General features: G+C 60.3%; 20 protein-coding genes and 1 riboswitch. Of the genes, 2 read left to right on the top strand and 18 right to left on the bottom strand.

Annotation, left to right across the window (positions count from 1 at the left end):
• Positions 1-45: 45 nt before the first annotated feature.
• The 5 genes from GO988_RS06260 to crtD all read right to left on the bottom strand — a co-directional run bounded on the left by GO988_RS06260 (position 46) and on the right by crtD (position 4,683).
• The gene (locus tag GO988_RS06260) at positions 46-672 is read right to left on the bottom strand and encodes a TIGR04282 family arsenosugar biosynthesis glycosyltransferase (RefSeq protein ID WP_198172546.1); all 627 of its coding nucleotides are present in this window, start codon (positions 670-672) and stop codon (positions 46-48) included.
• A gap of 75 nt (positions 673-747) precedes the next feature.
• Positions 748-1,506 (bottom strand): TIGR04283 family arsenosugar biosynthesis glycosyltransferase, encoded by a 759-nt coding sequence (locus GO988_RS06255; protein WP_198172544.1) that lies wholly within the window; start codon positions 1,504-1,506, stop codon positions 748-750.
• Between the two features lie 105 nt (positions 1,507-1,611).
• Positions 1,612-2,196 carry an arylesterase gene (locus GO988_RS06250; RefSeq protein ID WP_157563129.1) on the bottom strand — a complete coding sequence of 195 codons (585 nt, stop codon included), beginning with the start codon at positions 2,194-2,196 and terminating at the stop codon, positions 1,612-1,614.
• Between the two features lie 218 nt (positions 2,197-2,414).
• Complete coding sequence (locus GO988_RS06245; RefSeq protein WP_157563126.1) at positions 2,415-3,083, bottom strand: carotenoid biosynthesis protein; 669 nt, start codon at positions 3,081-3,083, stop codon at positions 2,415-2,417.
• A gap of 91 nt (positions 3,084-3,174) precedes the next feature.
• Positions 3,175-4,683, bottom strand: a complete 1,509-nt coding sequence (gene crtD / locus GO988_RS06240) for a 1-hydroxycarotenoid 3,4-desaturase CrtD (RefSeq protein ID WP_317164843.1) — start codon at positions 4,681-4,683, stop codon at positions 3,175-3,177.
• Between the two features lie 172 nt (positions 4,684-4,855).
• A riboswitch (cobalamin riboswitch) is annotated at positions 4,856-5,057 on the top strand.
• Between the two features lie 167 nt (positions 5,058-5,224).
• On the opposite strand from crtD, the gene GO988_RS06235 reads away from it, so the two are divergent.
• Positions 5,225-5,623: an acyl-CoA thioesterase gene (locus GO988_RS06235; RefSeq protein ID WP_157563124.1), complete on the top strand. Its 399-nt coding sequence runs from the start codon at positions 5,225-5,227 to the stop codon at positions 5,621-5,623.
• 116 nt (positions 5,624-5,739) lie between these two features.
• Here GO988_RS06235 and GO988_RS06230 read toward each other — a convergent pair whose 3' ends face one another.
• Together GO988_RS06230 and GO988_RS06225 are read right to left on the bottom strand one after the other, a co-directional pair.
• Positions 5,740-6,933, bottom strand: a complete 1,194-nt coding sequence (locus GO988_RS06230; protein WP_157563121.1) for a class I SAM-dependent rRNA methyltransferase — start codon at positions 6,931-6,933, stop codon at positions 5,740-5,742.
• A gap of 124 nt (positions 6,934-7,057) precedes the next feature.
• Positions 7,058-7,498 (bottom strand): SRPBCC family protein, encoded by a 441-nt coding sequence (locus GO988_RS06225; RefSeq protein WP_157563118.1) that lies wholly within the window; start codon positions 7,496-7,498, stop codon positions 7,058-7,060.
• Between the two features lie 91 nt (positions 7,499-7,589).
• On the opposite strand from GO988_RS06225, the gene GO988_RS06220 reads away from it, so the two are divergent.
• Complete coding sequence (locus tag GO988_RS06220; RefSeq protein ID WP_157563115.1) at positions 7,590-8,942, top strand: hypothetical protein; 1,353 nt, start codon at positions 7,590-7,592, stop codon at positions 8,940-8,942.
• 24 nt (positions 8,943-8,966) lie between these two features.
• On the opposite strand, the gene GO988_RS06215 is transcribed toward GO988_RS06220, so the two are convergent.
• The 11 genes from GO988_RS06215 to GO988_RS06165 form a co-directional block, all read right to left on the bottom strand.
• On the bottom strand, positions 8,967-9,653 hold the full coding sequence (locus tag GO988_RS06215; RefSeq protein WP_157563113.1) for an OmpA family protein: 687 nt from the start codon (positions 9,651-9,653) through the stop codon (positions 8,967-8,969).
• Position 9,654: 1 nt separating this feature from the next.
• Positions 9,655-11,094, bottom strand: a complete 1,440-nt coding sequence (locus tag GO988_RS06210; RefSeq protein WP_157563110.1) for a hypothetical protein — start codon at positions 11,092-11,094, stop codon at positions 9,655-9,657.
• 149 nt (positions 11,095-11,243) lie between these two features.
• A complete protein-coding gene (locus GO988_RS06205) occupies positions 11,244-12,632 on the bottom strand; it encodes a hypothetical protein (RefSeq protein ID WP_157563105.1) in 1,389 nt (462 codons plus the stop codon).
• Positions 12,613-16,281, bottom strand: coding sequence for a hypothetical protein (locus GO988_RS06200; RefSeq protein ID WP_157563102.1), 3,669 nt, complete (start codon positions 16,279-16,281; stop codon positions 12,613-12,615). The genes GO988_RS06205 and GO988_RS06200 overlap by 20 nt, the downstream gene beginning before the upstream one ends.
• 181 nt (positions 16,282-16,462) lie before the next feature.
• Entirely contained in the window at positions 16,463-17,932 is a 1,470-nt protein-coding gene (locus GO988_RS06195) for a hypothetical protein (RefSeq protein WP_157563098.1), read from the bottom strand.
• A 69-nt stretch (positions 17,933-18,001) separates the two neighbouring features.
• Complete coding sequence (locus tag GO988_RS06190) at positions 18,002-18,457, bottom strand: hypothetical protein (protein ID WP_157563095.1); 456 nt, start codon at positions 18,455-18,457, stop codon at positions 18,002-18,004.
• A 54-nt stretch (positions 18,458-18,511) separates the two neighbouring features.
• The gene (locus tag GO988_RS06185; protein WP_157563092.1) at positions 18,512-19,825 is read right to left on the bottom strand and encodes a hypothetical protein; all 1,314 of its coding nucleotides are present in this window, start codon (positions 19,823-19,825) and stop codon (positions 18,512-18,514) included.
• Between the two features lie 274 nt (positions 19,826-20,099).
• Positions 20,100-23,099 (bottom strand): DEAD/DEAH box helicase, encoded by a 3,000-nt coding sequence (locus GO988_RS06180; RefSeq protein WP_157563090.1) that lies wholly within the window; start codon positions 23,097-23,099, stop codon positions 20,100-20,102.
• A gap of 108 nt (positions 23,100-23,207) precedes the next feature.
• Entirely contained in the window at positions 23,208-24,440 is a 1,233-nt protein-coding gene (locus GO988_RS06175; RefSeq protein WP_317164806.1) for an ABC transporter permease, read from the bottom strand.
• Between the two features lie 217 nt (positions 24,441-24,657).
• A complete protein-coding gene (locus GO988_RS06170; RefSeq protein WP_157563087.1) occupies positions 24,658-25,467 on the bottom strand; it encodes a class I SAM-dependent methyltransferase in 810 nt (269 codons plus the stop codon).
• A 64-nt stretch (positions 25,468-25,531) separates the two neighbouring features.
• A complete protein-coding gene (locus tag GO988_RS06165; protein ID WP_157563084.1) occupies positions 25,532-25,960 on the bottom strand; it encodes a ribosome-binding factor A in 429 nt (142 codons plus the stop codon).
• Positions 25,961-26,101 lie beyond the last annotated feature (141 nt).

The raw sequence follows: 26,101 nt of genomic DNA, 5'->3' as shown, positions 1-26,101 counted from the left end.
AAAACGCGCGGGGCACTGCCAAACGGGTTGGCCCACGCCACACTGCTAGCGCCCGCGCCAAGTAGCAAGGTCCTGGGCCGAGTCTACATCGTGCAAGGTAAGGAGCTGCGCCACGCGCAAGCCCAGCCGGGCCGCGTCGGCGAGGGTAGCAGGCAGTACGGTGGCAGTGCTCCAGTCTTTATGCTCGAATAAAGCTGGGTGCAACTTGTTCATTCCTAATAAGTAATAGCCACCGTCGTTGGCAGGGCCCAGCACCAACTCATGCGTGTGCAACTGGGCGAAAGCCTGCTGCAGCAGGTCGGCGCTCAAGCCCGGGCAGTCGGTGCCAATGATGACCACTCGCGCCGCGCCGCCCGCAAAAGCCTCCGCAAAGGCGTGGGCCATGCGCGCGCCAAGCGAGTTGGCGGCCGGCTGCACGCGCCAAGGTAGGCCGGGCCATTCGGGCCGGGGCCGGGTAGGGTCGGCGAGGGGGGTAGGGGCCTCGGCCAGCCACACGGTGGCCGGCACCTGGGCCCCGGCCACGGCGGCGGCCGTGAGGGTTAGTAGTTCGTGGTACACGGCCAGGGCAGCTTCGGCCCCAATGCCGGCCGCCAGGCGGGTTTTGACACGGCCCAGCACGGGCTCGCGGGCGAAGATGAGCAGGTGGTTTGGGTGGTTGGGCGGCGAGGGCATGCGTAGGCAGAGAGGTAGCGCGTGAGGAGCCAGCCAAGCTACGGCAGACATTCTAAAGCAACTAGCGGCACCTTGCTACAGCTTGCCCTGGCGGATTAGCCGCCGGTATAGCCGCACGATAGTGGCCTGCGAAACTCCTACTTTATACAGCAGCACAACCAGCGTAAAAATGCCTTGCAGCCGAAACACGCCGTTGACCAGGTACTTGCGCGCCGATGTGGTAACGGCCCGCGGCAGCAGCCGAAACGGCGCCTGTGCCCGCAAGCGGCTCACAATTTCCTGGTCTTCCATCACCAGCAGGTCTTCGCGGTAGCCGCCGATTTGCGCAAACAACTCGCGCCGCACAAACAGGCTTTGGTCGCCGAAGCGCACCACGGTAAACGGCAGGCGCGTGCACCACGCGCTAAACCGCAAAAACCAGTGCCCGTGGTCGAAGGCCAGCCGGTAGCAGCCGCTGCCGCAGCCCTCGGCCACGGCGCGGCGCAGGTCGGCCAGAAAGCCCGCTGGGGGGTAGGAGTCAGCGTGCAAAAAGTACAGCAGCGCGCCCCGCGCCTGGCTGGCGCCGTAGTTGAGCTGCGCCGCCCGGCCCTTGCAGGGGCAGCGCAGCACCGTGGCGCCCAGCTGCCGGGCCAGGCAGCGGGTGCCGTCGGTGCTGCCTCCATCGGCCACAATTATTTCTGGGGCTGGCTCGCCGGCTGTGGCTTGCTGCAAATAGGCCAGCAAGTCGCCGATGCCCGCCTCGTTGTAGGTAGGAATGATGATACTTACCAACGGCGCTGGCGATGAGCTGACGACGGGGGGTGGCGGAGAAGAAGACGAAGGCAAAGCAGGCATAAACTAACCAAGGCGCGCCGCCTCGTTTGGGCCTGTGCTGCGCTGGCCTAGGCGTACGCTCCCGCGCCTAGGGCGTTGCTGGGGGGCGGTGTGGGTGCTTGCTGGCTAAACAGTTACTTGCAGCAAAGGCTCTAACACCGCCCACACATTGGCCGCCAGCAGGCGCTGGCCCGCGGCGTTGGGGTGCACGCGGTCGGCTAGGTTCAGGGTGGGGCGGCCGAGCACGCCGGCTAGTAAAGAGGGCACGAAGGCTACCCCCTCGGCCTGGGCCAAGGCCGCGAACAAAGCGCTAAAATCCTGCGCATAACGGCTCAAACCTGGCAGCCCCAGCGGCCCCAGGTCGAAGGGAAACTCCAGGCCCGCCAGCACCAACTGCGCCGCCGGAAACTGCCGCCGCACCTCGGCCAAAATAAAGCTCAGGTTGGCCACCGTTTCGCGCACCGCAATGCCGCGCAGGCCATCGTTGGCGCCCAAGGCCAGCACAAACACATCGGGTGCCTGGCGGGCCAGCACGGAGGCTAGCCGCTGGCGGCCGCCAGCGCTGGTTTCGCCGCTGACGCCGTAGTTGAAGGCGCGGTAGGGGAGGCCCGCGGCAGTGAGTTTCTCTTGAATGCGGGCCGGAAAGCTGTCGCCAGCGGGTAAGCCATAGCCGGCCGTGAGGCTATCGCCGAAGAAAATAATATTTTTCATAAAAGGCTACCCCGCCACTCGGCCTCGGCAGGCCAGCAACGGGGCAGTGCAAAAAGTCAGTACTAGAAAATGAATGCTTGGGCCAAGCATGTGGTGGCCCAGCGCGCCTGGGGCGGCGCCCCAGCCCCATTACTACTACAAAAAAACGGGGCAGAAAATTTCGACCACTGCCGCGTGAGCTACCACAAAAAACGAGGGGTAGGGCCGCGCCCAACTGCTTAAAAGGGCAGCAAACTCAGCACGAAGAAAAACAGCAGCTGCACCAAGTACACGAAGGGTACCAGCGCGTTGCGCTTCGGAAACATGGCGTGTGCAAACAGCAGTTGCAACAGCAGCGAGAGTAGAAACCAATCGCGGAAGTTGCGCATCGGTACCAGTTCACCGGTCCAGTGCCAGAAGTCGTAGCGCCCGGCCACTGGCTCTAGGCACAGGTCGAAGCCCACCATAAGCACGGCGCCTACCAGCACCCGCAGCCACCACGCCACGGGCAAGTAGGCCGCCAGCGTGCCCGCTAAGCACGTTACCACCACCCAGTTGAGGCCAATGAGCCAGGGCGTGCCCATGTACTGCGGCCCCAAGGTGGCGCCGTAGGTGTAGTGCCCAAACAAGATGCCCGTGTTGGTGCCCACTATTTCGGCCACCATGCCCAGCATAAAAGCCTGAAACACAAACAGCCAGAAAGCCATATTACGTCCCTGCTGAAACGCAGCTAGCAGGGCCGCCGTGAGCAGCAGCGTCAGCGGAGTATACTTGAGGTAGAAGGCCTTATCTCGGCTAAAAGCCAGCCCCACGAAGCCCGTGAGGTGAAACAGCAATACCAGCCCTTGCGCGAGGCGCAGCCGCGTGGTAGAAGCGGCCGCCGACGCGGGTGAATTTGAAAACTCCATGAATGAAATAATTAAAAACTAGGAAGTAAAAAAATCATGAACTACCCACTGGTAGCCAGTTGCTTACTGCATGATTCCTGCTTCACCATTTTTAATTTAAAATAAGCTCGGCGACAATTTTGGCCGAAAGTAAACACAGCGGAATGCCGCCGCCCGGATGCACCGAGCCGCCGCAAAAGTACAGCCCATCGAGCCGGCCCGAAAAGTTGGGGTGCCGCAAAAAAGCCGCCAGCGCATTGTTGCTGGAGCTGCCGTACAAAGCACCCCCAAACGACGACGTATCGGCCGCGATGCCGGGCGGCGTCCACGTTTTTTCGGCCCGGATAAGCGGCTCCAGCTCTACGCCCAGCGCGCGGCTGAGCTTGGCCAGCACCACGCGGCGCGTTTGGGCGGTGAGGGCGGCCCAGTCCTGGCCTTCGTCGTGGGGTACGTTCACCATCACAAACCAGTTTTCGTGGCCAGCGGGGGCGTCGGTGAGCGTTTTTTTGGAGGTGATGTTGACGTACACCGTCACGTCGTCGGCCACGGTTTTCTGCTGAAAAATGGCGTCGAATTCAGCCTTATAATCAGCCGAGAAAAAGATGTTGTGCACATCTAATTCGGGAAACGAACGCCCTACCCCCCAATAAAAAATAAGGGCCGACGACGAGCGCGGTTGGGCCAGCGTGCGCTCGGGCGCGGGCTGGCTGGGCAGTAAGCGGCGATAGGTGGGCACCACGTCCATGTTGCTCACCACCAGCCCAAAGTCGTAAATATCCTGGTCGGTGCGCACGCCCGTAACGAGCGTGCCGGCGGTCAGAATCTCGCGCACGGGCTCGCCGAAGCGAAATTTCACCCCAAACTCTTCGGCCAAACGGTGCAGGCTCTGGGCAATGGCATAGATGCCCCCCTCGGGGTAAAACGCGCCAATGCCGTGCTCCAAATGCGGAATGAGCGAGAGCGTGGCCGGCGCCTGGTACGGGTCGGAGCCGTTGTAAGTCGCGTAGCGGTCAAATAATTGCACCAGGCGCGGGTCGCGCCCAAAGGCGCTTTCGTGGCGCGCGTGCATGGTGCCCGTGAGCCCGAGGGAGGGTAGGGCGGCCACGGCTTTCAGGGTTTCAGGGCTGAGATAGGTGCCGGCCTTGTGCAGTGACTTGTGCAGGAAAGTGCCCGCTGTGGCGTCGTAGGCCCGGCCGCTGCGTGCCAAAAACTGCGCTACATCGCCCGCCGGCACGCCCAGCTTTTGCTCGACCTCGGCAGCAAACTTGTCCGCGTCGGCCCAGGCCGTGAGGCGCGTGCCATCGGCAAAAAAATAGTTCGTAATCGGGTCGAGGCGCTCGTAGCGGAAATAATCGGCCGGCGCGCGGTGGGCCAGCCGAAAAATATCGTCCACCAACTGCGGCAGCGTAAACAGCGACGGGCCCGCGTCGAAACGGTACGCGCCCGCCGCACCCGGCAGGTCAAATTGGTGCATCTTGCCCCCAAACGAGGCGCTGGCCTCGAACACCGTGACGGGGTGCCCAGCTACGGCCAGCCGCACGGCCGCCGCCAGCCCGGCCACGCCCGCCCCCACTACGGCTACTGGCTGCCGCGAAGGCGGCAATTTCTTTTTCTTAAACACTACGCTGCTAACCACCGCGGCCGGGTGATAAGTTTGGCCGCTACTGGCGAAAATACGGGCGCGGTAGCCCCGATGCTGCGAAGCCGCGTTTGGCCCGCTCACGAAACAGCGCCTGCGCCTACTCGTGGCGGCCGCGCTACCTTCGCGGCGGTTTATTGCTGCTACGATTTTACAAAATCAACCAGCGGACGGTTTTCGGCGCTTCCTTAGCAAGAAGGCCGAAATGAAAAGGGAAGCGGGTGAAACTCCCGCACAGACGCGCTACTGTAAGTACCCACCCAGTGCCACCCCGCAAGTTTCCATTGGCCTCGGCCGAGAAGGAGGGGGTAAGCATGGTACAAAGTCAGGAGACCTGCCGGCCGCTAATTGATGCTTCCTCCGCGCTTTGAGGCTTGGCATTGGGTTTGGCACGCGTGGCTGGTTGCTGCCTAGCGCAGTGGCTGGTGCTGGCGTAGCTGGGTCTGAGTGAAGGCTTTATAGGGCGGGGAAGTGCAAGAAATAGGGCGCCGTAAGCCGGTATTTTCAATAATCCCTACCCCCCATGCTAGCCCTCGCCGACCAGATTGCCCGCGCCGAAACGCGCATCTTTAAAGCCGTTTTTCCCAACACGACCAACCACTACGACACGCTGTTTGGCGGGGCCACGCTCATGCTGATGGACGAGGTGGCCTTCATCACGGCCACCCGGTTTTCGCGCCTCAAAATGGTGACGGTTTCCTCCGATAAAGTCGATTTTACGCACCCCATTCCCGGTGGCACGCTGGTCGAACTCATTGGCAATGTGGTGCATGTGGGCCGAACCAGCCTGCAAGTGCGCGTCGAGCTATACGTAGAGCAGATGTACGCCGAAGGCCGCCTACTGGCCGTTACGGGCTCCTTCACGTTCGTGGCCGTGGACGACCACCGCCGCCCTACCCCCCTGCGCCCGAGTGAAGTGTAATGATAATTAAAAGAACGTCCTGCTGAGCTTGTCGAAGCATCTTTACCGCTTCATTCAGCGAGGCGGTAGAGAGGCTTCGGCAAGCTCAGCAGGACGTTCTTTTAATCTATGACTGGTTATTCCACGGCCAGCACCAGGCCCTTCAAATACGCGCCTTCGGGGTGAAACAAGCTCACTGGGTGGTCGGCGGGTTGGGTGAGGCGGTGCAGGATGCGCGCCGGCCGCCCAGCTTCGATGGCTGCTGCCAGCACGGCGCCTTCAAATAGCTCGGGGCTAACTACTTGCGAGCACGAAAAAGTAAATAGCAGTCCGCCCGGCGCGAGGTGCGCGATGCCGGCCGCGTTCAGGCGCTTGTAACCCATGAGGGCGGCGTGGCGGGCGCTGAGGTGCTTGGCAAAAGCGGGCGGGTCGAGCACGAGCAAATCGTACTCGGCCGAGTGGCTTTTGAGAAACGTGAGCACGTCGTCGGGGTAGGCGGCGTGGCGGTCGGCGTGGCTAGACAGCTCGGCGTTGCGCTCGGTAAGGGCGATGGCCTTTTTACTGCTATCGACGGAATGCACCAACTCGGCGCCCGCTTCGAGGGCGTACACCGAGAAGCCGCCGGTGTAGCAAAACGTGTTGAGCACCCGGCGGCCCGGCGAGTAGCGCGCTAGCAGGGCGCGGTTATCGCGTTGGTCGATGAAAAAGCCCGTCTTCTGGCCCGTCTCCCAATCGACGGCAAACTGGTGGCCGTTCTCATGCACGAGGTGCTCGTGGCCGGTGCTTTCGCCGAAGAGGTAGCCATTTTTGCCCTCGCCCACGGCGTGGCCGGGCGTAGTTTCGGCGCTCTTGTCGTAGATGGCACGTAGCTTGTCGCCAAACACAACTTGCAGGGCACTAGCTATTTCGGGGCGAGCGCGGTACATGCCCACGCTATGCGCCTGCACCACGGCCACATCGCCATATACGTCGATGATGAGGCCGGGCAGGCCGTCGCCCTCGGCGTGCACCAACCGAAAAACATTGGTATCGGCCGTGCCCGTTAGGGCCAGGCGCTGGCGCAGGGCGTAGGCATTAGCCAGGCGCTTCACCCAAAAATCGGGGGTAGGCAGCTCGGCTTCGGGGCCAAAATCCAGCATCCGCACCGCGATGGAGCCGCTGCCCGAGTAGTGCCCTACCCCCAGCAATTCGCCCGACTGGGTTTCGACGCGCACAGCGGCCCCCTCGGCGGGCTCGCCCTGCACGCGGGCAATGGCGCCCGAAAATACCCAGGGGTGGCGGCGGCGTAGCGAGTGGTCTTTTCCGTTTTTGAGGACGATGGTAGCGGGCATATAGAAGGCACTTAGTAGGTAAGTACCTACAAAGGTCGTCATGCTGACCGCAGGGAAGCATCTTGCCCGCCTCAGTGGACGAAACGGGCGAGGGGCTGCTCTGCATTCAGCATGACGACTTTTTTTATTTGAACCACCGCCGGTACACCGGACCGCGCAAGCTGAATTGCGCCCACATAGCGGGCCAAATAAGAAGGTCGAGCCAGCGGCGGCCGGTGCCAAAGGTGATGTCTTCGACGATGACGCTGCCACCGCCCGGCGCGGGCTCGATGAGGTGGCGATGCCGCCACTGGCGCAGCGGCGCGGGCAGTATTTGGCCTTCGTCTACGAAGTAATGGGTGCCGTCGGGTCGGGCGCCGTAGTCGGTGATGAGGGAGGTCCAGCGCCAGCGCTTAGGGCCCACTTGCAACTCGATGATGACGGTGTCGCCGGTAGTATTGCCGTCGTAGCGAATAAGATGGAACGTTGGAAAAGGCGGCGCCAGCGCCACAAACAGCTCGCGGGTGAAGCCGGCCAAGACCTTGGCGGGCGGCGCGCCCACCGGAAAGCGAAGCAAAAGGTGCATAGGCCAGGGAAATTTACGTATAGGTTTCACCTCTAACTTGCCATAATTCTAACTTGTTGCGGCGCAGGCCTGCGCCCACGCCCCCGCTGCTATGGCCGACGAAGCAACCCCGGTCGATTTTTTGCCCAACCTACCCCCCCGCACCGAGCTCGAGCAGCTAACTGCTGCGTACGAGGCGGGCCTCCTTACCCCGGCGCTATTTGCCCTGGCCAAGGAAAAGCTGCTGCACCCCGATGCGCCCGCGCCGGTGGCCCCACCAACCAGCCTGCTGCCTACCCCCCCCGCCGTGGCGGAGGGCGACGCCACGCCGCTGGAATTACCGCCGCTTACTTCCTTCTTTACCGAGACGCCGCCCGCCCCGCCTACCCCTGTTGTTGCGCCTACCCCGGTGGCGCCGGTGCCGCCCGCCGCGGCAGTACCACCGCCTACCCCGCCGCCAGCCGCCCCCGACGCCAGCTACTTGTTTGGTAAAAAGATTGAGCTGGAGCCGGTGGCGCCCACCTTTTTGCCGCCCGCCGCGCCCACGCCAATCGTTAGCCAGTCTGCCGAAGCGATTGATTTTCTGGTCAATTCGGTTCCTGAGCCGCTGCCGCCTGCCAGTCCGCCGCCGCCTAGGCCGGCCGCGGTGCCGCGCGCCGTTGCGCCACCAGCTAGCCCGAGTATACTGCCTAAGGTGCTGCTGGCAGTTGGCATCTTGGGGCTATTGCTGTTGCTATACTGGCAGGTGGTAGGCTCGCACCCCGACGAGCAGCTTACCAGCCCGCGCCCGCCCGCCGCATCGGAAACTTCCACGGCGCCGGTAGCGGCCAAGGCCAAGCCGCGCAGCAAGCGCACAACGAAAACGAGCAAGGCAAAAAAACGCAAGGCTAAGAAAAATACCCAAGCGCTCGTGCCCGCCGACTCGGCGGCGGCTACCCCCGCCCTCCGCGCCAGCGCCCCGAAGCGCAAGCCAGCTAGCTCGCCCAAGGCGGCTGCGCCCGTCGAAGCCGCAGTAGCTTCTGAAGTAATGCCGCGCGCAGTGCCCGCGGCGCCTGAAGCCGGTGATACCGAGCCCATTGTTGCAATACGCACTACCATGGCCGGCTACTACGCCGATATGCTGGCGCCGCCCTTTTCGGCGGCCCAGCACTTTGCGCCGCACGTGCAGCGCCTCTACATTCAGCAAAACCTGACGCCCGCCGACATCGACGCGAGTTTCAACCGCAATTTCTTCCCTGATAACAAGCGGGCAGTGCTCCAGATTGAGCCCGGCACGCTCCGCGTGAGCGCGCCCGCCGCCGATGGCACGCGCATGGCCACATTCGTGGAGGCCAGCCGCGTGTACCATCCTTCGCGCCAGGCCTACCAGCGGCTACGCGCCCAGGTGCGGGCCCGCTTTGATGCTGATTATAAACTCATTTACTTGCGGCAAGAACGGCTCCTGGAAAGCACCGTTGAGCAGTAATCGGGCTTCGGTTTTGCTGGGTAGTTAGCGCCCTAGCGAACCGATTTTAGGCTGAATCTGGATGATGAAGCGGCGGTTCAAATCTTCTTGTGCGCCTTGGTAGCGGCCTACGCCGCCGAAGCCGCTGCCGGCCGGCATTACCTCGTAGCGTGGGGCCGGAAACTCAATGCCCGCTTCGCGCCACAACCGGTACACGGCCAGTGCCCGCAGGTAGCTGATTTGGCGCGTGATGGTGCCATCGAAGTTGCGCGGGTCGTCGTAGGAGTAGCCGCCACTGGGTAGAGAACGGATGAAACGCGCCGTACGCCCTTCGATAACTACCAAATACTGAATGTTATCCTTTGTGCCCAGGGCGCTTAGCTTGTTCAGCATAAAGCGGCCCGCCGCCAGCAGGCGCGGCTTGTCGGCCGCCGGTAGCTCGGAGCTGTTAGCCGCGAAAGAGATATTAAAACTTAACTCGTAGCGCTTGAACTGCTGGTTGTACACGAAGTAGCGCGGGTCTTCGAGGCGTGCCAGCGCCGCGCGTATCTCATCAAGCTTTTTCTTTTCTTTCAGCTGCACTTCGAGCCGGGCCTTGGCTTGCTCCAAGCTGGCTTGCTTATCCTGGAAACGCTTGTAGCTGAGCACAAACAACACCAACATCACCAGGAAGAGGGCCGTCATCAGGTCCACGTAGCTGGGCCAGAAAAAATCTTTGCGGTCCTGGTTCATGCTACTTGGTGCCCACTAGTCGCTGAAACCAGTTGCGTTGCTCCATGCGCTCGAGCACGTTGTTGGTGCGGGTCACCTGGGTAAGGAGTTGCTGTTGCAGCGCCGTATCGGCGGCTAGGCGAGCCTGCATGGCTTGCAGCGCCTGGGCGGTTTGGGCAGCTTGCCGTTCTTGCAAGGCGTTTAGCGCTTTTTGCTGCGCCGGCAGCTCGCTAAACGGACTCATATACTGCACGATGCGGGCGTAAATATTGTCTTGGTTCAGCACCCGGAAATGTTCTTGCCAGATATTTTCGGCCGCCGCGGCTTCCTGCTGAAAGGCGCCCATGCGGGCCCGCATGGTGGCGGCTAGCTGGTGGTACTGCTCGTCGAAAAAGCGCTCGGTTTGGCTGGCAGCCTGGCCCATTGCCTGCTGGTGCTGCTGAAAAAAACGCAGCTGCTCTTGCACTACCCCCTCGTGCTGCTGCACCAGCGCGGGCACTTGGTTGAGGCCTGCCTCGAGGCCGCGCAGGCGCCCGAGCAAGTCGGTGAGGGTAGTGCCTACGGCTTGGCCGTTGCGCAGCATCTCGTTGAGCTCCTGCTGGTAAGTCAAAAAATTCTCGAAGTGGTGGGCACTCTGGGCTACTTTGTCGAATACCCGAATGCTGGCGTCGGCCATTTGGGTATAGCCCACTTTTTGCAGCTCTTGCAGGAAGTCTTTTTGGGTGCTGATGTTCTCATTGAGCGCTTGTACAATAGGACCAAACTCGAAAATCTTGCTTAGAAATTCTTGGTTGAACGCGTCGAGCACCGATTTTAAATTGCCCAAGCTGCCCGCCATATCGGAGTGCAGAATGGGCAGCAACTGCACCTGCAAAAAGGTGTAGTAATCGTTGCGGCGCTGCTCGGCCTGGCGGCGCACGTCCTTATAGGCCGCGTTGCTGCGTAGCGTGAGGCCCAGGCCGCACAAACTGCCGAGCATGGCAATGGTGACGCCCCGCAAAAAAGCCTGAATGGCACCTTCGTCAAATTGCCCGCCGCCCACCAAGCCTAAACTCAGTAGCCCCAAAATGGCACCGCCAAACGTGCCCATGAGCCCGATGTAGAGCGGCGTGGAAATGCCCGATTGCAGGTCGGCATCGAGCGCGGCCACGGCCCGCTCGGTAATGCTGGTGAGGATATTGAAGTCGGCGGTGCCTTTGTTCTTTAGCAAGTACGCATTGGTGTCATTCACAATGCGTTGGAAGGTGTCGCTGGTAGCGGGCGGCGCTTGCAGCAGGTCTACTTGCTGGCCAGTATCGGGGTCGGTGGTGCGGTTGAGACCCAAGGCCGACGCGGGCGGAAACAGCGCCCGGAGGCTGTCGAGCTGCGCCTGGGTTTGCCTGAAAAATCGAAATTGCTGCCACAAAATCAGCGCTACGGCCAGCAACTCCAGCAGCGCAATAAAGATAGTTGGGGAGGTCATTAGGGCAAGTTAACGCGGGGCTAGTAGAAGCTATCCTAAAAAAACGTCATGCTGAACGCAGGGAAGCAGCTCTGCCGCGTCGGTGAACGATGCGGTAGAGCTGCTTCCCTGCGTTCAGCATGACGTACTAAGTGGCTGTATTTTAACTTCTACTCAAATCGAATACGGGCTCGGCGCACGATTTCCCAATCGGCTCCGCGGCGGCGCACCTCGCCAGGCTGCTCCGTGATGATGCGCGTTTCGCCGCCTTGGGGGTAGGCCACGTATTCGCACACCGGCTCCAAGATGTTGCGGTGGTTGCTGATGTGGCTCACCATGTTGCCTACCACCCTAAACTGGCCTTGGTCAGGGGTTTGTTCATTGCATAGCACTTCATAAATGCTGTACGATGCCATTGCATCAGACAGCGTGCGAGCAGCAAAGGTGTTGTTGAATGGCGCTTCATTCACGAATTGCAACCGAACGGCGGGCTCGAGTGGTGCCGCCGCCGGCGTCACGTCGAGCTCAATAGAAGTGCCTGGCTCCACGGCGTCCGGCACGGGTGTTGGTTCTGGGGCCGGTGGGGCCGGCACCGCCGCGGGGGGGGTAGGGGTCGGCGCAGCGCCAGCAATAGAAGCCAGCGACGGCAGCGCCGCGGAGGAGGTTTCGACGGGTGGACGCACGGGTTTGGGGGAGTTAGAGGCGAGCTTTTGCTTAACCGACTGCGCGGGTGCCGGGGGGGTAGGAGCTGGTTTTGGCGCCGGTGCTGGAGTGGAAGCCGCGGGCTTGTCAGCTCGGCCGGCTAGGGCTCTGGCTATCATGGTTTCTACTTCGCGGTGCTGCTCGGGGCTGAGCTCGCGGCTGCCCGAATGGCTACTACGGCCGCTTTCCGAAGTGCTACCCGACGAATGACGACTAGAACGGCTAGTCAGCAGCCTGATAACCCCGGCCAGGCTCAGCCCCGACATGACCAGCGCTACCCACAGCAGGGGGCTGGTCGGTGCCGGCTGGCTGGCCACAGGGGCAGCCGCTGCTGCCGCCGCCATATCCATCACCTGCGACGCGGTTAATTCGCCCGTCGCAGAGGGGGTAGGGGTAGCAGCCGTTTCGCTGCTAGTGCTTTGGGCCAGTGCCATTAGTTGCTTCTCTAGGGCCGCTAGCTTATCACGGCGTTCGCCCTGGCGGCGCACGGCAGTTTTGAGTAAGCTATCGGGTAGGTTAGCCAGCAGCTCGGGGGCGTTCAGCGCCCGCATATTCTGGAATTGCCGCTGTAATACTTTAATATTGGGCGTTTTGCTAGCGGCCGCCGCTTCAGCCACGGCCGCCTGAAGCTTTTGCTCAAACTCACCCAGAGTCTGAGGTTGGCCGAGCGCCGTGTTCAGCTTGGCCACCAGCGGTTTTAAGTTGGGGTCATCGGCATAAACATAGCGCGCGGTGGCGGCCCACATTTGCGCTTGGGCAGTTTCCTGCGCATGTGCGCTACCCCTCGCGGCTAACAGCACCGCGCCTACGGCCGCTATGCGCCGCAACTGGTTCTTATTAAACAGTTTGCGGGGCATAGTATTTTTTGTAAAGCTCCTGCGACAGGCGGAACAGCGCGTCGCGGAAGGCGAAGAAAAACAAGGTTTCGGGCAGCTTGTCTTCGGGGCGGCGGCTGGCCGCTACCAGGGCGTTGTAGCCCGCGTTGAGGCTGTCCTTGAAGCGGCTACCCAAGAAGGATTCGAGCCACTCGGGGTCCATCTCAATGTTGAGCTTACCTAGTAAGTCCTGCACGCCGGGGTCCTCGTTGTGGGTAAGGAAGTGCAGTAGGTTGCGGGCATTGGCGAGCACGGCTTCGCGCAGGTCGCCGGCCTGGGCGAGGGTAGGGCGGGCCGGTGGGGTAGGCTTGGCAGCGGCCGCATCCGAGAGCGTACTGACCTCGGTACCGGGCTCGGTAGGCGAGGCAAATTGCACATCGCCGGGCAGAATGAACGCCATTTTTTCGAGCATTTCGCCCAGTTCCAGGCCTTTTTCGCGGCTGGCCTGGCTCATGGTACGTTGCAGGTCGAGGCCACCTTCGGCTTCCCAGCGCATGGCGCTACCGTTGGCGGTAGCTTCCTTAGCATCCGGCACGAGGGTTAGCTCGAAGTCGTCGGGCACTTGCAGGCCGCTGGCAAATTCGAGCACCCGCTGCGCCAAACGCTTGATAGTCGTGAGATTAGCATTCAAGTCGAGCAAACGCAAATACGTGCTACCCTTGCCGCTGAAGCTGACGTGGCGCGGCAACTGCTTGAGGCCTTTGGCCCGGCACACCTGCCCAATGTGGTACAAGATGGCCGAATAATGCAGCAGTAGCAGCACGCGCATGTGCTTGGCCTCGCGGATGTGCTGGCTGAAGTGCAGCTGCTCGTCGAAGTTGAAGAGCAAGCTAACCAAGTCGGCTGAGCCGACGCGCGGGTTTTTTAGCGCCGATACAAACACGTTGCGCGCCTCGCTGGCTTCGCGGCTGATGGGAGCATTGGCGGTGCGGCCCACGTAGTAGTAGAGCAGGCCATTGTGCTGGCGCTGAGCATCAACGGTGCTCGTGCCGTTATCGCCCCACAGCACATCGCCGGCAAAGCGGAACGAGAACGTGGCCGCCGGTTGCAAGCCTTCGAGCAGCAGCACGTCGGTGGTGCCCCCACCAATGTCGATGTTCACGGCATTGTCCTGCGTGGTGGGCACGATGCGACCGATTTTGCGCAAATACAGGTACGGCGCCAGCGACTCCGGAATCTTGTCGAGCTGCTGGTCGCCGGCCGGGCGGCCAAATACGGTGGCGTATTCCTGCTGCCACACCTGCTCGAAAAAGCTTTGGTCGGCCGCATTCATGCTCACAGGGTACGACCATACAAGGCGCACTTTGCTCAAATCGCCGTTGTTCAACGCCGCTTTGTGCTTGAGCAAGCGCAATAATTCGCGGAAGAAAATTCGCACCCGGCGCTTGCCCGCGCCCACGGTATCGGCTTCCGTATTCCACTTCAGGTTGGTCTGGTAAACGCCATCCTCGGGCTGTGCATACAGGCTGGCGTCGTGGTTGAGGTAGAAGCCGATGTTCAAATCACCGAACAGCAGCGGGTCGCCCTCTGCCGCAAAACGCGGCGTTTCGCACGTCGCGGTGCGGATGGGAAACGAAACCTCCGCGCCCGGCACCCCCATGAAGGAAGGCACAAATTCGCGGTTTTGGGTGAGGGCCGCCGTGTACATGGTGCCCAGGCTGGGCACGCCATAGCGCTGCGGCAGGGGGTAGTCGCCGGGCGGCAAGGGTTTATTAAGCAGCACTACCTGCATCTCGCGCTCGTCGCCGATGCGCAGGGCCTGCGCTACTGCGCCATCGGCGGCCACAGCCACGTGGGTATTGGTGGTGCCAAAGTCCACGGCAAACGTGTACTGGCTGGTGCCCCCCACATCGGTGCGGAGGCGCGGGGCCAGCAGCCCCGTGGCAAAGGCCGCGTACTGGCTGGCCAGCGGCACGGCCACTTCAAGCAGGTCGAAGTGCGTGCCGCGCACTTCGTAATAGGTGCTGGCTGGTGCCCGCGGGCTGCGCGGCTGCCGCGGCCGGGCCACCACGCCGCGCAAGCTGCCGGTGGTGGCCGGCCCAAGCTCTTGCAGGCCAGTACCTTGGTAAGTCAAGAACCGGAGCTGCGCCAGGCTGGCACCCTCGCCCGCGTCTGCCAGCATCACCGAGTAGGCATTGTTGTAGGCTTCGTAAGGCATTGGGAACTTGTAAAACGGAAAAACCCCTATGTTTAAACGGGCGCTGAGGCGGCCGCCGCCGTAGGGCCGGTCAGCGCCAGTGCTGGGGGTAGCAGGTACCGCTTGGTCGGCGGGCGCGCCGGGGGCCGGCAGGGCGTAGCGGCGCTCGTACACCATCGAGCGCTGGCCCGACACCGGGATGGTCAGCTGCACCTGCACGTGGTTGCTGAACACCGTTAGGCGCAGGTAGCGGTCGAGGTCTTCGGGCTGGAAATAGTCGAAGTACATCCGCTTGAGCGGCAGCAGGTAGCGGAAAGGACGGTTATCAAGCGTCTGTCCAGGTTCGGCCTGCACTTGCCCAAAAAAGTAGCGCTCGGTATTCACCGCGAACGGTACTTCTATCAACACGTCTTCGAGGAAGTCGTTGACCGTCAGGTAAGGATACAGCTCGCCGAGGCCCGGCAACTCGCGGGTTTCGAGTTTCTCGTGGCCAGCCGGGGCCTGGTAGCCCACCACGGCCGTGTCGTCGCCGGGCGTGCCACTGAAGTAGTTCGAGCCCTTCAAATCGAGGCCGGGCCGCAACACGAGGGGTAGGCGCGAATGCGCACTTTTCAGGGTCAAGTTGGGCTCAATAAACCAGTCGCTGCTGATGGCCTGCTGCGTGTGCGCCAGCCGCCGCAGCGGAATGCCGCGCACCTGCACCACGTTGCCCTGCTCGTCGGTCAGCTCTTGAAAAGGCGCCCGGAAGGCATCGGCCGTCAGCCCTTGCTGGTCGAGTTGGTTGACTTTGTGCTGGTCTACTGCCCGCAAGTATTTATAGATACTCCCCGCAAAGTTGACGTCGCGCAGCGACCGCTCCGTCGTGAACAACCCGTAGATGTATTCCTGAAACGGCACTGGCCGCGACGTAAGCGGCACCGCCCGATTGTCGAAGTACTGGCCCTCACCATTCTTGCGGGCCACCGGCAGCGCTTGCAGCGCCGGGTGCGCAAACACTAGCGTAAACGGCGAAGTGGCCCCCAGCAAGCGGCGGTCGGAGCCGTTTTTGTGCTCCGCAAAAATCATGAACAAGCTCGCCACATCCTGAAAATGCGGGTCGTCGGCCAGGTATAAATCCAACGTATCACCGAGGAGCTTGGTGCGCGGGTTGCTTTTGAGGGCGGCTAGCTGGTCGGCCCGTTTCCAGGCCACAAAGCGCAGGCGGTAGGTGTCGGTGTCTTTGGCGTAAAAAATGAACTCCAGCAAGTCCCAGCACTGGCTCACCAAGCGGTGGTACATCGAGTTGCCGCTGGGGTTGGCCGCGGCAAACTCGAACGCCGCCGCCAGCAAGTGCAGCTGCCCGAAGGGGGTAGGGATGGCCGTGGCCGTGCGCCGCGCATTGCCGCCCGCCGGGTCAGTAATCTGGTCAATCACGGAGCCTTCCAAGCGATGCGATTCTTGCCAGCCGCGCAGCTGTTCGTTGCCACCAGAGTGCAGGCGAAGGATTTTGCTCATATTATTTACTGGTTATTTCTAATAAATTACCGTTGTCATTCAATAAGAACGTCATGCTGAGCTGGCCGAAGCATCTCGCGTGCAGCAGTAGCGCAATCGTTCAGTGAGGCGAGCGAGATGCTTCCCTTCGCTCAGCATGACGTTCTTAATTAAATGACGTTCATTAACTCAGTGCGACGTATTAAAACCCCGGCACTTTCTCCGTCACTACATCGCGCAGCACGTCGCTAAAAGCTTGGATAAATGCCGTCGGCCCCTCGGCTCCCGTTACGGCGGCAGGAATGGCTTTGTCGAGCTTTACGCGCACAAAGTCGCGGGTAATGCCTTTGTTGAAGAAGCCGGTTTCCGTAAACTGGCCGTTTACCACCTTGTTGAGGTCTTCGGTGGCGGGCAGGGCAAAGGGCGCAAACTGCCGCTCGTTGGAGTTCAACTCGCGCAGCCAGGTTTCGAAGCCAAATTGCGGGTCTTGCAAAAAGCGCTGCAAATCGAGGTAGAAATTCTCCTCGCGCCAGGCGCGGCGCAGCTGCAAGTGGTTGGCGTAGGTGGCCTGCTCGGTATCGGCCAGGTGGTGGCGGCACCACAGCGCCAGCAATTGCAACCGAGTCAGGTCTGGGCCCACTAGGCGGCGGCTCTGGCCGGGGTCCAGAGCTTTGAAATCGACCTGGCGCACGTCCTCCTCCAAGCCATACTCGTAGTGCAACGGCTGGTTATTGAGCAGATAATCCGTGTCTTGGCGCATGAAGTCCAGCACCGACAGCGCACCCACTAGCTCAATAAAGTGGGCATTGTTTTGCTGGGCGCTACCCCCCTCGTGGTTGGCGAGCTGCCCGGTGCTTTGGTCACCGAGGTAGTAAAGGGCATTCAGCTTTTGCAAGTTTTTCTGGTAGTACGCCAGCGCAGCTTTCGTCTTGGTGATGAAGGCGTTGGAATCAATGGCGCTGCCATCATCAGCGAGCAGGTTGAAGTAGGGTAGCACGCTGAGCGCGCCCATCGGGGCATGGTTCAGCAGTTCGGCGCGGGGTAGGGCCGTGCGCGGGTTGCGCAGGTTTTTAAGCAGTAGCGGAAAGCCCGCCGCGCCCGTACCCCCGAAGATGGAGCTGATGAAAAATACCCGGTCGCCCTCGGCAAAGCTGTTGGCGAAAAATTCCATCTCGGGCGAACTCACCAGCTGGTTCAGCACCACGCTGCCCACATTGGGGCTACCCTTAAAACCTACCGTGAGCTTGCTCTGCAAGTTGGCCGGCGTGAAGAGCAAATCGACCAGCAGGCGGCTTTCCACCGGCATGTCATCGTAGTGCAGAAAGTCGCGGTAGCTCTCGTCCATGCCCCCGAAGTTGTACACGAAGGTCTCCTTCACGCGCGCATCGCGGGGCTGGTTTTCGCTGGCCGCCATGCTGGCCAGCGTCTGAATTTCCGTTTGAAAAAAGTCGTTGCTGTCGGGCGTTAGGCGCAATTGCTTGCGGAGGCGCTCGTAGGTTTTGAGCAGCTCCACGGTGCGGGCCATGTCGCCATTTTGCGCATCGGGGTCGATGATAATGGGCACTACCTTGTCGCAGTTCGGTACGCGCACCCCGGCTGCGAGCAGCATCGTGAGGGAGCGAATCACCCGCGAGCCGGTGCCGCCGATGCCGAAGATATATAGTTTAGCCACAGCTTTTAAGGAATTAGTATGAGCAGTGAACAGGGAAGGTTTTTCTCCGCCTGTTGGGTTAGTAGCTACTTAGTTGGGCCAGCGCACGGGGGTAGTGCGGGCGCTTACCGATAAGCTTTTCACCAAAAATGAAAGCAGCACAAAGAACAGCGCCGCCACCAGCGCATTGGTCGCCGTGAAGCCCCAGAGGTAGCGCTTGAGCGTGGCTGCCTCGCCCACGGCCAACTGCTGGCCAGTACTGGCGAGTTGGGCGTTGATATCGGCCGCGGCTTTTTGCCAGGCGATGGTGGCACCCAGCACGGCCGACAGCAGCAATACCACGGCCCAGTGGCTGCTTTTGAAATAAGGCGTGGTCAGCACCCGGTTCAGCACCACGTAAAACAGGAGCGCCAAGGCCAAAGCCAAAAAAAACGTGTAGAGCCCTACCCCCGGGAAAATGCTTTGCCGGTACACCGGAATGAGGCTGGCCGGGTCGGGGTTGCCGAGCACGGCTTGGTAGAGGGTGGTGAACAGTTTTTGGAGCATACAGGTGAGGAAAGAAAAGAAGCGTATATAAAGACGAGCCGGCCAGCGCGGCCGCTAGTCTGGTTTTACCAGCAGCGGCGCATCGAATAGGGGAGCGCTGGCGGCGGGCTGACCCGCAAAAAAATCGGTTACTCCTTGCAGCACCGAACCGAGCAAGAAGGTTTTGGCGCCCTGCTGCATGATGCGGCTGTCGTCGGTAGTCGAATAAGCAGCTACCCAGCTCGGCGTGGCTGGCGCCAGGCGCAAGTGCAGCGTTTGGCTGCTTGGCAACCGCGAGAGCTGTACCTGCGCAAAATGCGAGTACGACTTGCCCGCGGCTGGTACAGCTGGGCCAGTAGTAGCCGCCCAGGTTTTTAGCAGCTTAGCGTCGGTATTGGCCGGGTCGAGTTCGAGCGTTTGGAAGCCCGCCTGCGCCGGCTGGGGTAGGTTTTTTAAGTCAAAGCCAACTACGAACTTCACCGGCTCCTGCGCCGATACGGCCGTGACTTGCACGCCCGGTGGCGGCCCGGCCACCGCAAACCAGCCCCCCTGGCCCTGGTAGCCGGTTACGGCGCCGTAGGTGGGGGTAGGGAATGTGGCGTTAAAGTGCACCTGCGGCTGCCCGGCCAAGCTGCCCAGCACGGTTCGGTTCACCTGCGCTACCAGTGGCGCTGGGCCCAGCACCCACACGTAGTAGGGCAGCTGCTGGCCCGTCAGGGTTTCGGGCGCCGTGCGCCGGCCGGGGTAAAAGCGGCCTCGAAAAGCCGACGTATTGGCAAATACCGACACGGCTAGCTTGCTAGGGTCAGCCACCGATAGGGCGTCTTTTACGTCGGCGCTTACCTTGCCACCCCACACGTTTTTGGTGTTGGCAGGCGCATAAATGAAGTCAGAAACAATGATGCTCACCGTGCCGGGCTGTGCCTGCTGGCGCTGGAGCACCTCGCGCAGCATGGTGGTGAGGTCGCTACCCTTCGCCGCATTGCGGATGCCGCTGCTTACCGTCTGGCTCACATCGGCGTAAGATGCAGGCTGTAATACCTTGCTGCTCTGAGCAGTAGCTTCTTTCACGTAGTAATAACTGGTGCGCACGCCCCGGCCGGTTTGGCCCTCTACTCCCGACAGCAACGCCGTAACCGTGCGCTGAAACTCACTGCCCGCATCGCCCGGCTTATTCACGGGCACAAAGCCATTCATGCCCCCCGACACGTCCACAAACACCTGCACTTGCTTCAAGGCAGACGCCGCGGGCGAGGCGGTAGCGGCTACTGTTTTGGGGGGGGTAGGCGCCTGCTTCTCCGTCTGGCCTTCGCCGGGCGCCGTGCAACCGGAAACAACTAGCAGGCTGGCCGCCAGCCAAGACAGCCCACCTTTCAAATAAACCGACATAGCACGAAAGAAAAGCAACAAAAGGATACGGCCGCAAGATACTGAGTGTGCGCAACGGGAAGCGTAGGCACCGTTAGCTCGGGTGTATGCGACAGAAAGGCCAGTTGGGTTTCGTGCGAGTCGGTGTTTTAATAGGAATAAGCAAAGGTGTAGCGCGGGTAGTACAAGCCAGAATAGGCCTATACTAACCTGCTTTGGCCACAGATTATTGTCCATCGTGGCCAAAGCTGTTTGCTTAGCAAGCAGTTGGTACTCTCCTCAACTAGGCCATTCCCTACCCCAGCAGCTCCTCGATATCGGCCCGCGTCAGCGACTTGATAACCGCTTCATCAGTCGTTATCAGGTCGCTAACCAATTGTAATTTACGGCGTTGCAAAGCCAAGATTTTTTCTTCCACTGTGCCTTGGCTGATGAACTTGTACACAAATACCGGCCGTTGCTGGCCGATGCGGTGCGCACGGTCGATGGCTTGCGCCTCCACTGCTGGGTTCCACCAGGGGTCGAGAATGAAGACGTAATCGGCAGCGGTGAGGTTAAGCCCTACCCCCCCCGCCTTGAGGCTGATGAGGAATATTTGCAGGTCAACATCACTCTGAAAGCGTTCAACTTCGCCTTGGCGGTCGCGGGTATGGCCGTCGAGGTAGGCATAAGCGAGCTGGCGCTCGTCGAGGCCAGCGCGCACCAGCGCCAAGTGTTGCACAAATTGGCTGAACACCAATACCTTGTGCCCTTCAGCTACCACGCTGCGAATCATGCGCAGCACTTCGCGCATTTTGCCCGATTCGCCCTCGTAGCTGTGGTCAGCCAAGTGCGGGTGGTTGGCAATCTGGCGCAGGCGCGTCAGGCCTTGCAGCAACAAAAGCTGGGTGCCGCCAGCAGGGGTAGGAGCGTGTCCTTCGAGGGTTTCGAGGATTTTATTGCGGTAGAAGCTCTTGGTTTCCTCATAAAATTGCGCCTGCTCTTCCGTGAGCGGGCAGTAGCTGAGGTGCTCGGTTTTGGCGGGTAGCTCGCTCGCTACTTGCGCTTTGTGCCGGCGCAGCACAAAGGGCTTAATGAGCGCGTGTAGCTTGCGGGTGCGGCTTTCATCCTGGTTTTTCTCAATGGGCTTCACGAATTCCTTGCGAAAAAACGCCTGCGTGCCCAGCAAGCCCGGATTGATAAACGTCATCTGCGACCACAAATCCATGGTGCTATTCTCGACTGGCGTGCCCGTGAGAATGAGCCGGTGCCGAGCTCGCAGCTGGCGCACCGACTGCGCGGTGGTCGAACTAGGGTTTTTGATAGCCTGCGATTCGTCCAGAATTACGTAGTCGAACTGATAGCTGGCCAGCAATTCCGTGTCGAGGCGCACAATGCCGTAGCTGGTCAGCACGATGTCGTAGTCGGCAAACTGTGCCACGTTCTTGTCGCGGTAGGTGCCAGTATAGGCCAGCAGCCGCAGGCTGGGTGTGAACTTGCGCGCCTCTGCTATCCAGTTGTAAACTAGGGAGGTAGGGAGCACGAGTAGCGAAGCTGAGCCGTTGCTGGCGCCGCTTTCCTGGCGTTCGAGCAGCATCACCAGCGTTTGCACGCTCTTGCCAAGGCCCATGTCATCGGCCAGGCAGCCGCCCAGGTGGTAGTCTTGCACAAAGCGCAGCCAGTTGTAGCCCGCCTGCTGGTACGGCCGCAACGTGCCCCGAAAACCGACGGGTAGGGGCCGGTCTTCCACGGCCGCAAAATCGCGTAGCTTTTCTAAGCGGTGCGTGAGGGTAACGGTGGCTAGGTTATCGTTCTCTAAATCAGTGATTAGTGACAGGTGGTGGCGCCGCAGCGACAGCGGCTGGCCCTCGGTTTCTTCGGCAAAGGCAAAAAGCTCGAGGTAGTCCGTAAACCACTCGTCGGGGATGAAGGCGACCTGGCCGTTGGGCAGGCGGTACTCGCGGCGACGCTGCAAAATGTAGGGCCGCAGCCGAATAAACGGCACCGCAAACTCGCCAAACCACACCGTGCCGCGCACATCGAACCAGTCGCCGCGCTCCTCAATGCCCACTTCCACCCGCACCGGGCCAATGAAATAATCCTGGCTCGCCGTGGCCGCGCCCTGCACCTGAAAGCCCAACTCGCCCAGCGCGGGCGCGTGGTCGTGCAGCCACCGGAAAGCTTCAGCTTTAGGTAAAAAAGCGTGCCCGTCGGCATTAAGGGGTAGGCCCCGCTGGCGCAGCTCCTCGGCCCGCGCATTTTCTTCGGAGGCCGAGCGCAGCAAGCGCCGGAATATATAAGAATCCGTGTCTTCTTCCAGCTGCACGCTCATGGCGCGCGGGGGGGTAAGGGGCAGGTCGTAGGCCCCGTAGCGGAAGTTGAGCGAGAAAAATAGGGGAGCCTCGTCGGTGCCGGCACCCGGCACCACCACGGGCTTGGGCAGTGGCACTCGGCCGCGGCGCGGGGGGCCAGGCGGACGCACGGGCACCAGGGGGGCAGCCCCAGCCGTGGCGGGCGGCACATCCGAAAACGTGAGCTGGGGTCGCGCCAGATAGCGCTCGGTGCGGATGTCGAAGCCGCGGGCGTGCACGTCAAACGACTCCATGAGCGGCGCCACAAACTTCTGAAAGTAGCTTTTTTCGACGGCCCGCGGCACTACTACAAACTTTTTATTTAGAAAGGGCAGCAGCTTGCGCCCATCTACGTTGTTGCGGAAGCAGTAGAGTACGTCATCTAGCAGCAGCCAAGCGGGCTGCTGGCACACCAGTACCGCGCTCTTGAATTGAAAATCAAGCTTTTGATTCTGGTATTGGATAGTTGGAAAATAATGCGTGCCTTCGTCGTTGCGCCGAAAGTGAAACAGCACCGAGGCCGGCACCGGCGCCAGCTTCAGCTCGCGCCAAGTGGGCTCGCCATCGCGCCCCATTATGAAGACCTGCTTGCCTTGTAGGCCCGCCAGCAACCGGCCCAGCCGCGTTTGCACGTAGCGGCCAATGGCTTCCTGCATAGGCTTATCGCCTTTTTCAGGATTGTATATTTTCAAGAAAAATTCGGCCGCCGTGATTTTGCGGGGCCAGAATTCCTTAATAACTGCATCTTGCTGCAATTGGTCGCAGAGCGAAATCAACTCATAGTCATCTTTTTCTAGCCCAGCAGCGAATTCCGAAGCATTTTTAGCCGAAATAGTCTGGTGCTGAAGTGTCAGTTGCCCGCGCGGGCTAAGCTGCACGACGTGGGCCGTAAAGAGATGACCTAGGTACTCGTGCGCAAACAGCGAGTAGACTAATTGAAAAGGTTGCGCGGTAGAAACATTCATACGCTGGACACGAGAACGCGCAAGTTAGCCCCCAAAGGGGCTATTGCCTACCAGTTCAGCTTATGAAAACTACCTGCCAGCTTTTATTTTCGGCAGTTTGCTGCCAGTTTAGAGGTTTTCCCGAATTTCCATGCGGCCCGCATTTAGGGCTGGGCGAATGGAAACGGCCAGCGTTATGGAGATGATGGCCAAAGAAATAAAGAAGATGTCCGAGGCTTGCATTTTTACCGGATACGAGTCGACGATGCTTGTGGCCATACCCATGCTTACCACGTGAAATGTTTGCTGAATCCAGCAAATAGTAACGCCTAAAATAAGCCCGGTGAAGGCGCCTACCAGCGCCACAATAGCGCCTACCAGCAAAAACGCCTGCCGCACCGTTTTCTCACCCGCCCCGATGGCCAGCAGCACGGCAATGTCTTTGCGCTTGTCGATGACCAGCATCGAGAGCGAAAAAAAGATGTTGAGCGAGGCAATAAGTAGAATAAAGGCGAAGGTGATAAACACGAATAATTTCTCGATTTTGATAGCCTTGAGCAGGCTCACGTGCTGCTCGTCGGAGTCGAGCACCGTGAAACCTTTGCCGAGTCGGTCGCGCAGGTCGTCCTTCACATCATCGGTCTTGAAGCTGGCGCCTACGTGCACGTAGAGCGCCGTGCGGCGGTTGCCATATCCCAGTAGGCGCTGCGCAAAGCTCAGGGGCACAAATAGGTAGCTGTCGTCGAGGTGTTGCTCAATCTGGAAAATGCCGCCAGCTAGGATATCCTGCTCGTTAAAGGCTTTCTCGGGATTGATGTTCAAGGTCTTGCGTCCGGGCTCCTGGCGGGGGTAGAGCAAGTGCAGAGGCGCGAGGCGGTTGTCAAGGGTAATACTCAGCTCGTGCTGCACGCCTTCGCCCACTAAGGCGTATTCGCGCTCGCCCCGACGCAGGCGGTGGTCGCCGGCGATGAGGTTGGAGTCGATAGGGCTTTGGCCGAAATAATTCTCGGATAAACCTCTCATTTTCACTACCATTTGGCGGTCGTGGTATTGCAGCAGGGCGTTGTCTTCGATTACTTCGGTCAGCAGTGCCACGCCGGGCGTGTTCTGCACTTTCGTAATCAGCAGGGTATCAACGGAAAACGACTTGCCCTCCCGAGCCGAAATAACCAGGCTGGGGTCGGATTTGCCATACAGCGAGCGCACCAAGTCTTCGAGCCCGTTGAACACCGACAGCACAATAATGAGCGCCATAGTGCCCACCGCTACCCCCACCATCGAAATGTTGGAGATGATGGTGATGATGTTACGCTTCTTCTTGGAAAGGAAATAGCGCCGGGCAATGAGGAGAGGTACGTTCACAAGACCACGGATTAACGGGGGTTTTAACGGATTGCACGGTTTTTATGGACGATTATCCACTTGCCGGGCGCAGGCTGGCGCTAGCTGGCCTCAGTCTTTACTTTTCCTTATACACTCGTCTTCGTTCCGCTTACTCTTCTTTTGCGCGGCAAAGGGATGACCCGGCGCCGTCCACAAAATCCGTGCAATCCGTTAAAATCCCCGTTAATCCGTGGTCCTATTTCCAGGCTTTCACGATGAGGCCAGTGCCCGAGTCGTGCATGGTACGCGCATCAAACCAGTTGAGCAGCAGACAGAACGGGAACACTACAGCGTAGTAGAAGGGTAGCAGAATAAAGAACAGGCGCGACTTGCCGAGCATCAAAATAGGGTATTTCATGCTGAGGCGCCACGAAATCTGGCCCGGCTCGCCGTAGCTATAGCGGGCTTCAATGCGCTCGAAACCAGCGGTGCGCAGCTTCTGCTGAATCTCGTGGATGTTGTAGCCGTCGCGCACGTGCTCCTCAATAAAGCTCGTTTCGGAGTCGGCGTGCACATCAGACCCGCCTTGGTCGGAGGGGGTAGAGATGAGCAGCATGCCGCCATCTTTAAGTGAAGCGTGGATGTTGCGGAACACCTCCACGTCTTCCAGAATGTGCTCCATCACATCCACCGACAGCGCCAAGTCGAACGAATTAGGCTCTTGATACAGCACCAAATCCTGCACCGCAAACTGCACCTGTGGCCGGCCTATAGCCCTAAAAAATTGGTTGGAGTCAACCACCTGCTCCTCTTTCACATCAACGGCCAAGATGTGCCACTTCGCACTCAGGCCACTCAGCCAGTAGCTATACTGCCCGTAGCCGGCGCCGGCATCCAGAATGTCGAGCGGCTCGCGGGTGCGGCCTTTGGCCCACTGGCGCAGCTCGCGGTGCACGTGCCAGGTGCGCAGCAGCAGCAAGTCGAGCAGGTGGTAAAATACGCGCCGCAGCCACGGCGTCCGGTTGAAGACGTTGCCCAAGCTGCGCTTAATCGGGTCGTAGTACAAGGAGAGGTAGGCGTTATGAGTTAGAAAACAGCTTTTTAACTATTTAAAAAAAGCAGTTAAAAAGCTATTCGTCATCCTTGGGATTGAAGAGACGCGGGCGCGGCGTTTCGGGCTTATCTTCCTGTTCTTCGGGCGGGGCTGGCGGAATATCGAGCTGGCTGAGCACTTTGTCCATGTGCGAGGCGTAGGCGGCACTGTCGTCGTGGTAAAAAGTAAGCTCAGGCACTACCCGCACCTGCTTGCGAATGCGCTTGCCTAGGGCGAAGCGAATTTCTTTGGTGTGCTCGCGAATGGCCTCCACCCGCTCGGCCGCGTCGCCTCCGAGCAATAGGCTTAGGTGCACGCGGGCCACGGCGAGGTCGGGCGTCACACTCACGGCGCTGATGCTGGGCACCAAGCCCCCGCCAAAAAGGTGCGGCAGGTCGCGCTGGAGCACCTGGGCCAGCTCCTGTTGCAGCAGGCTGGCCATTTTTTGCTGTCGTTTGCTTTCCATAATAAGCTGCAAAGGTACGGGGGTAAGTTGCTAGGTGCCGGCCCCCAAAGCAAGGGGTAGGGCCAAACCCCATCTGATACGACCTTTGCGGGCATTAATACTGACTTTGTAGGCCTTTCTCTTGCTTCGCTTCTTTAAAAG

Origin of the sequence: Hymenobacter ginkgonis (assembly GCF_009755225.1) — a bacterium.
Lineage (GTDB): Bacteria > Bacteroidota > Bacteroidia > Cytophagales > Hymenobacteraceae > Hymenobacter > Hymenobacter ginkgonis.
The sequence above is the reverse complement of the archived record's forward strand: the minus strand, read 5'-3'. Positions and strand labels throughout refer to the sequence as shown.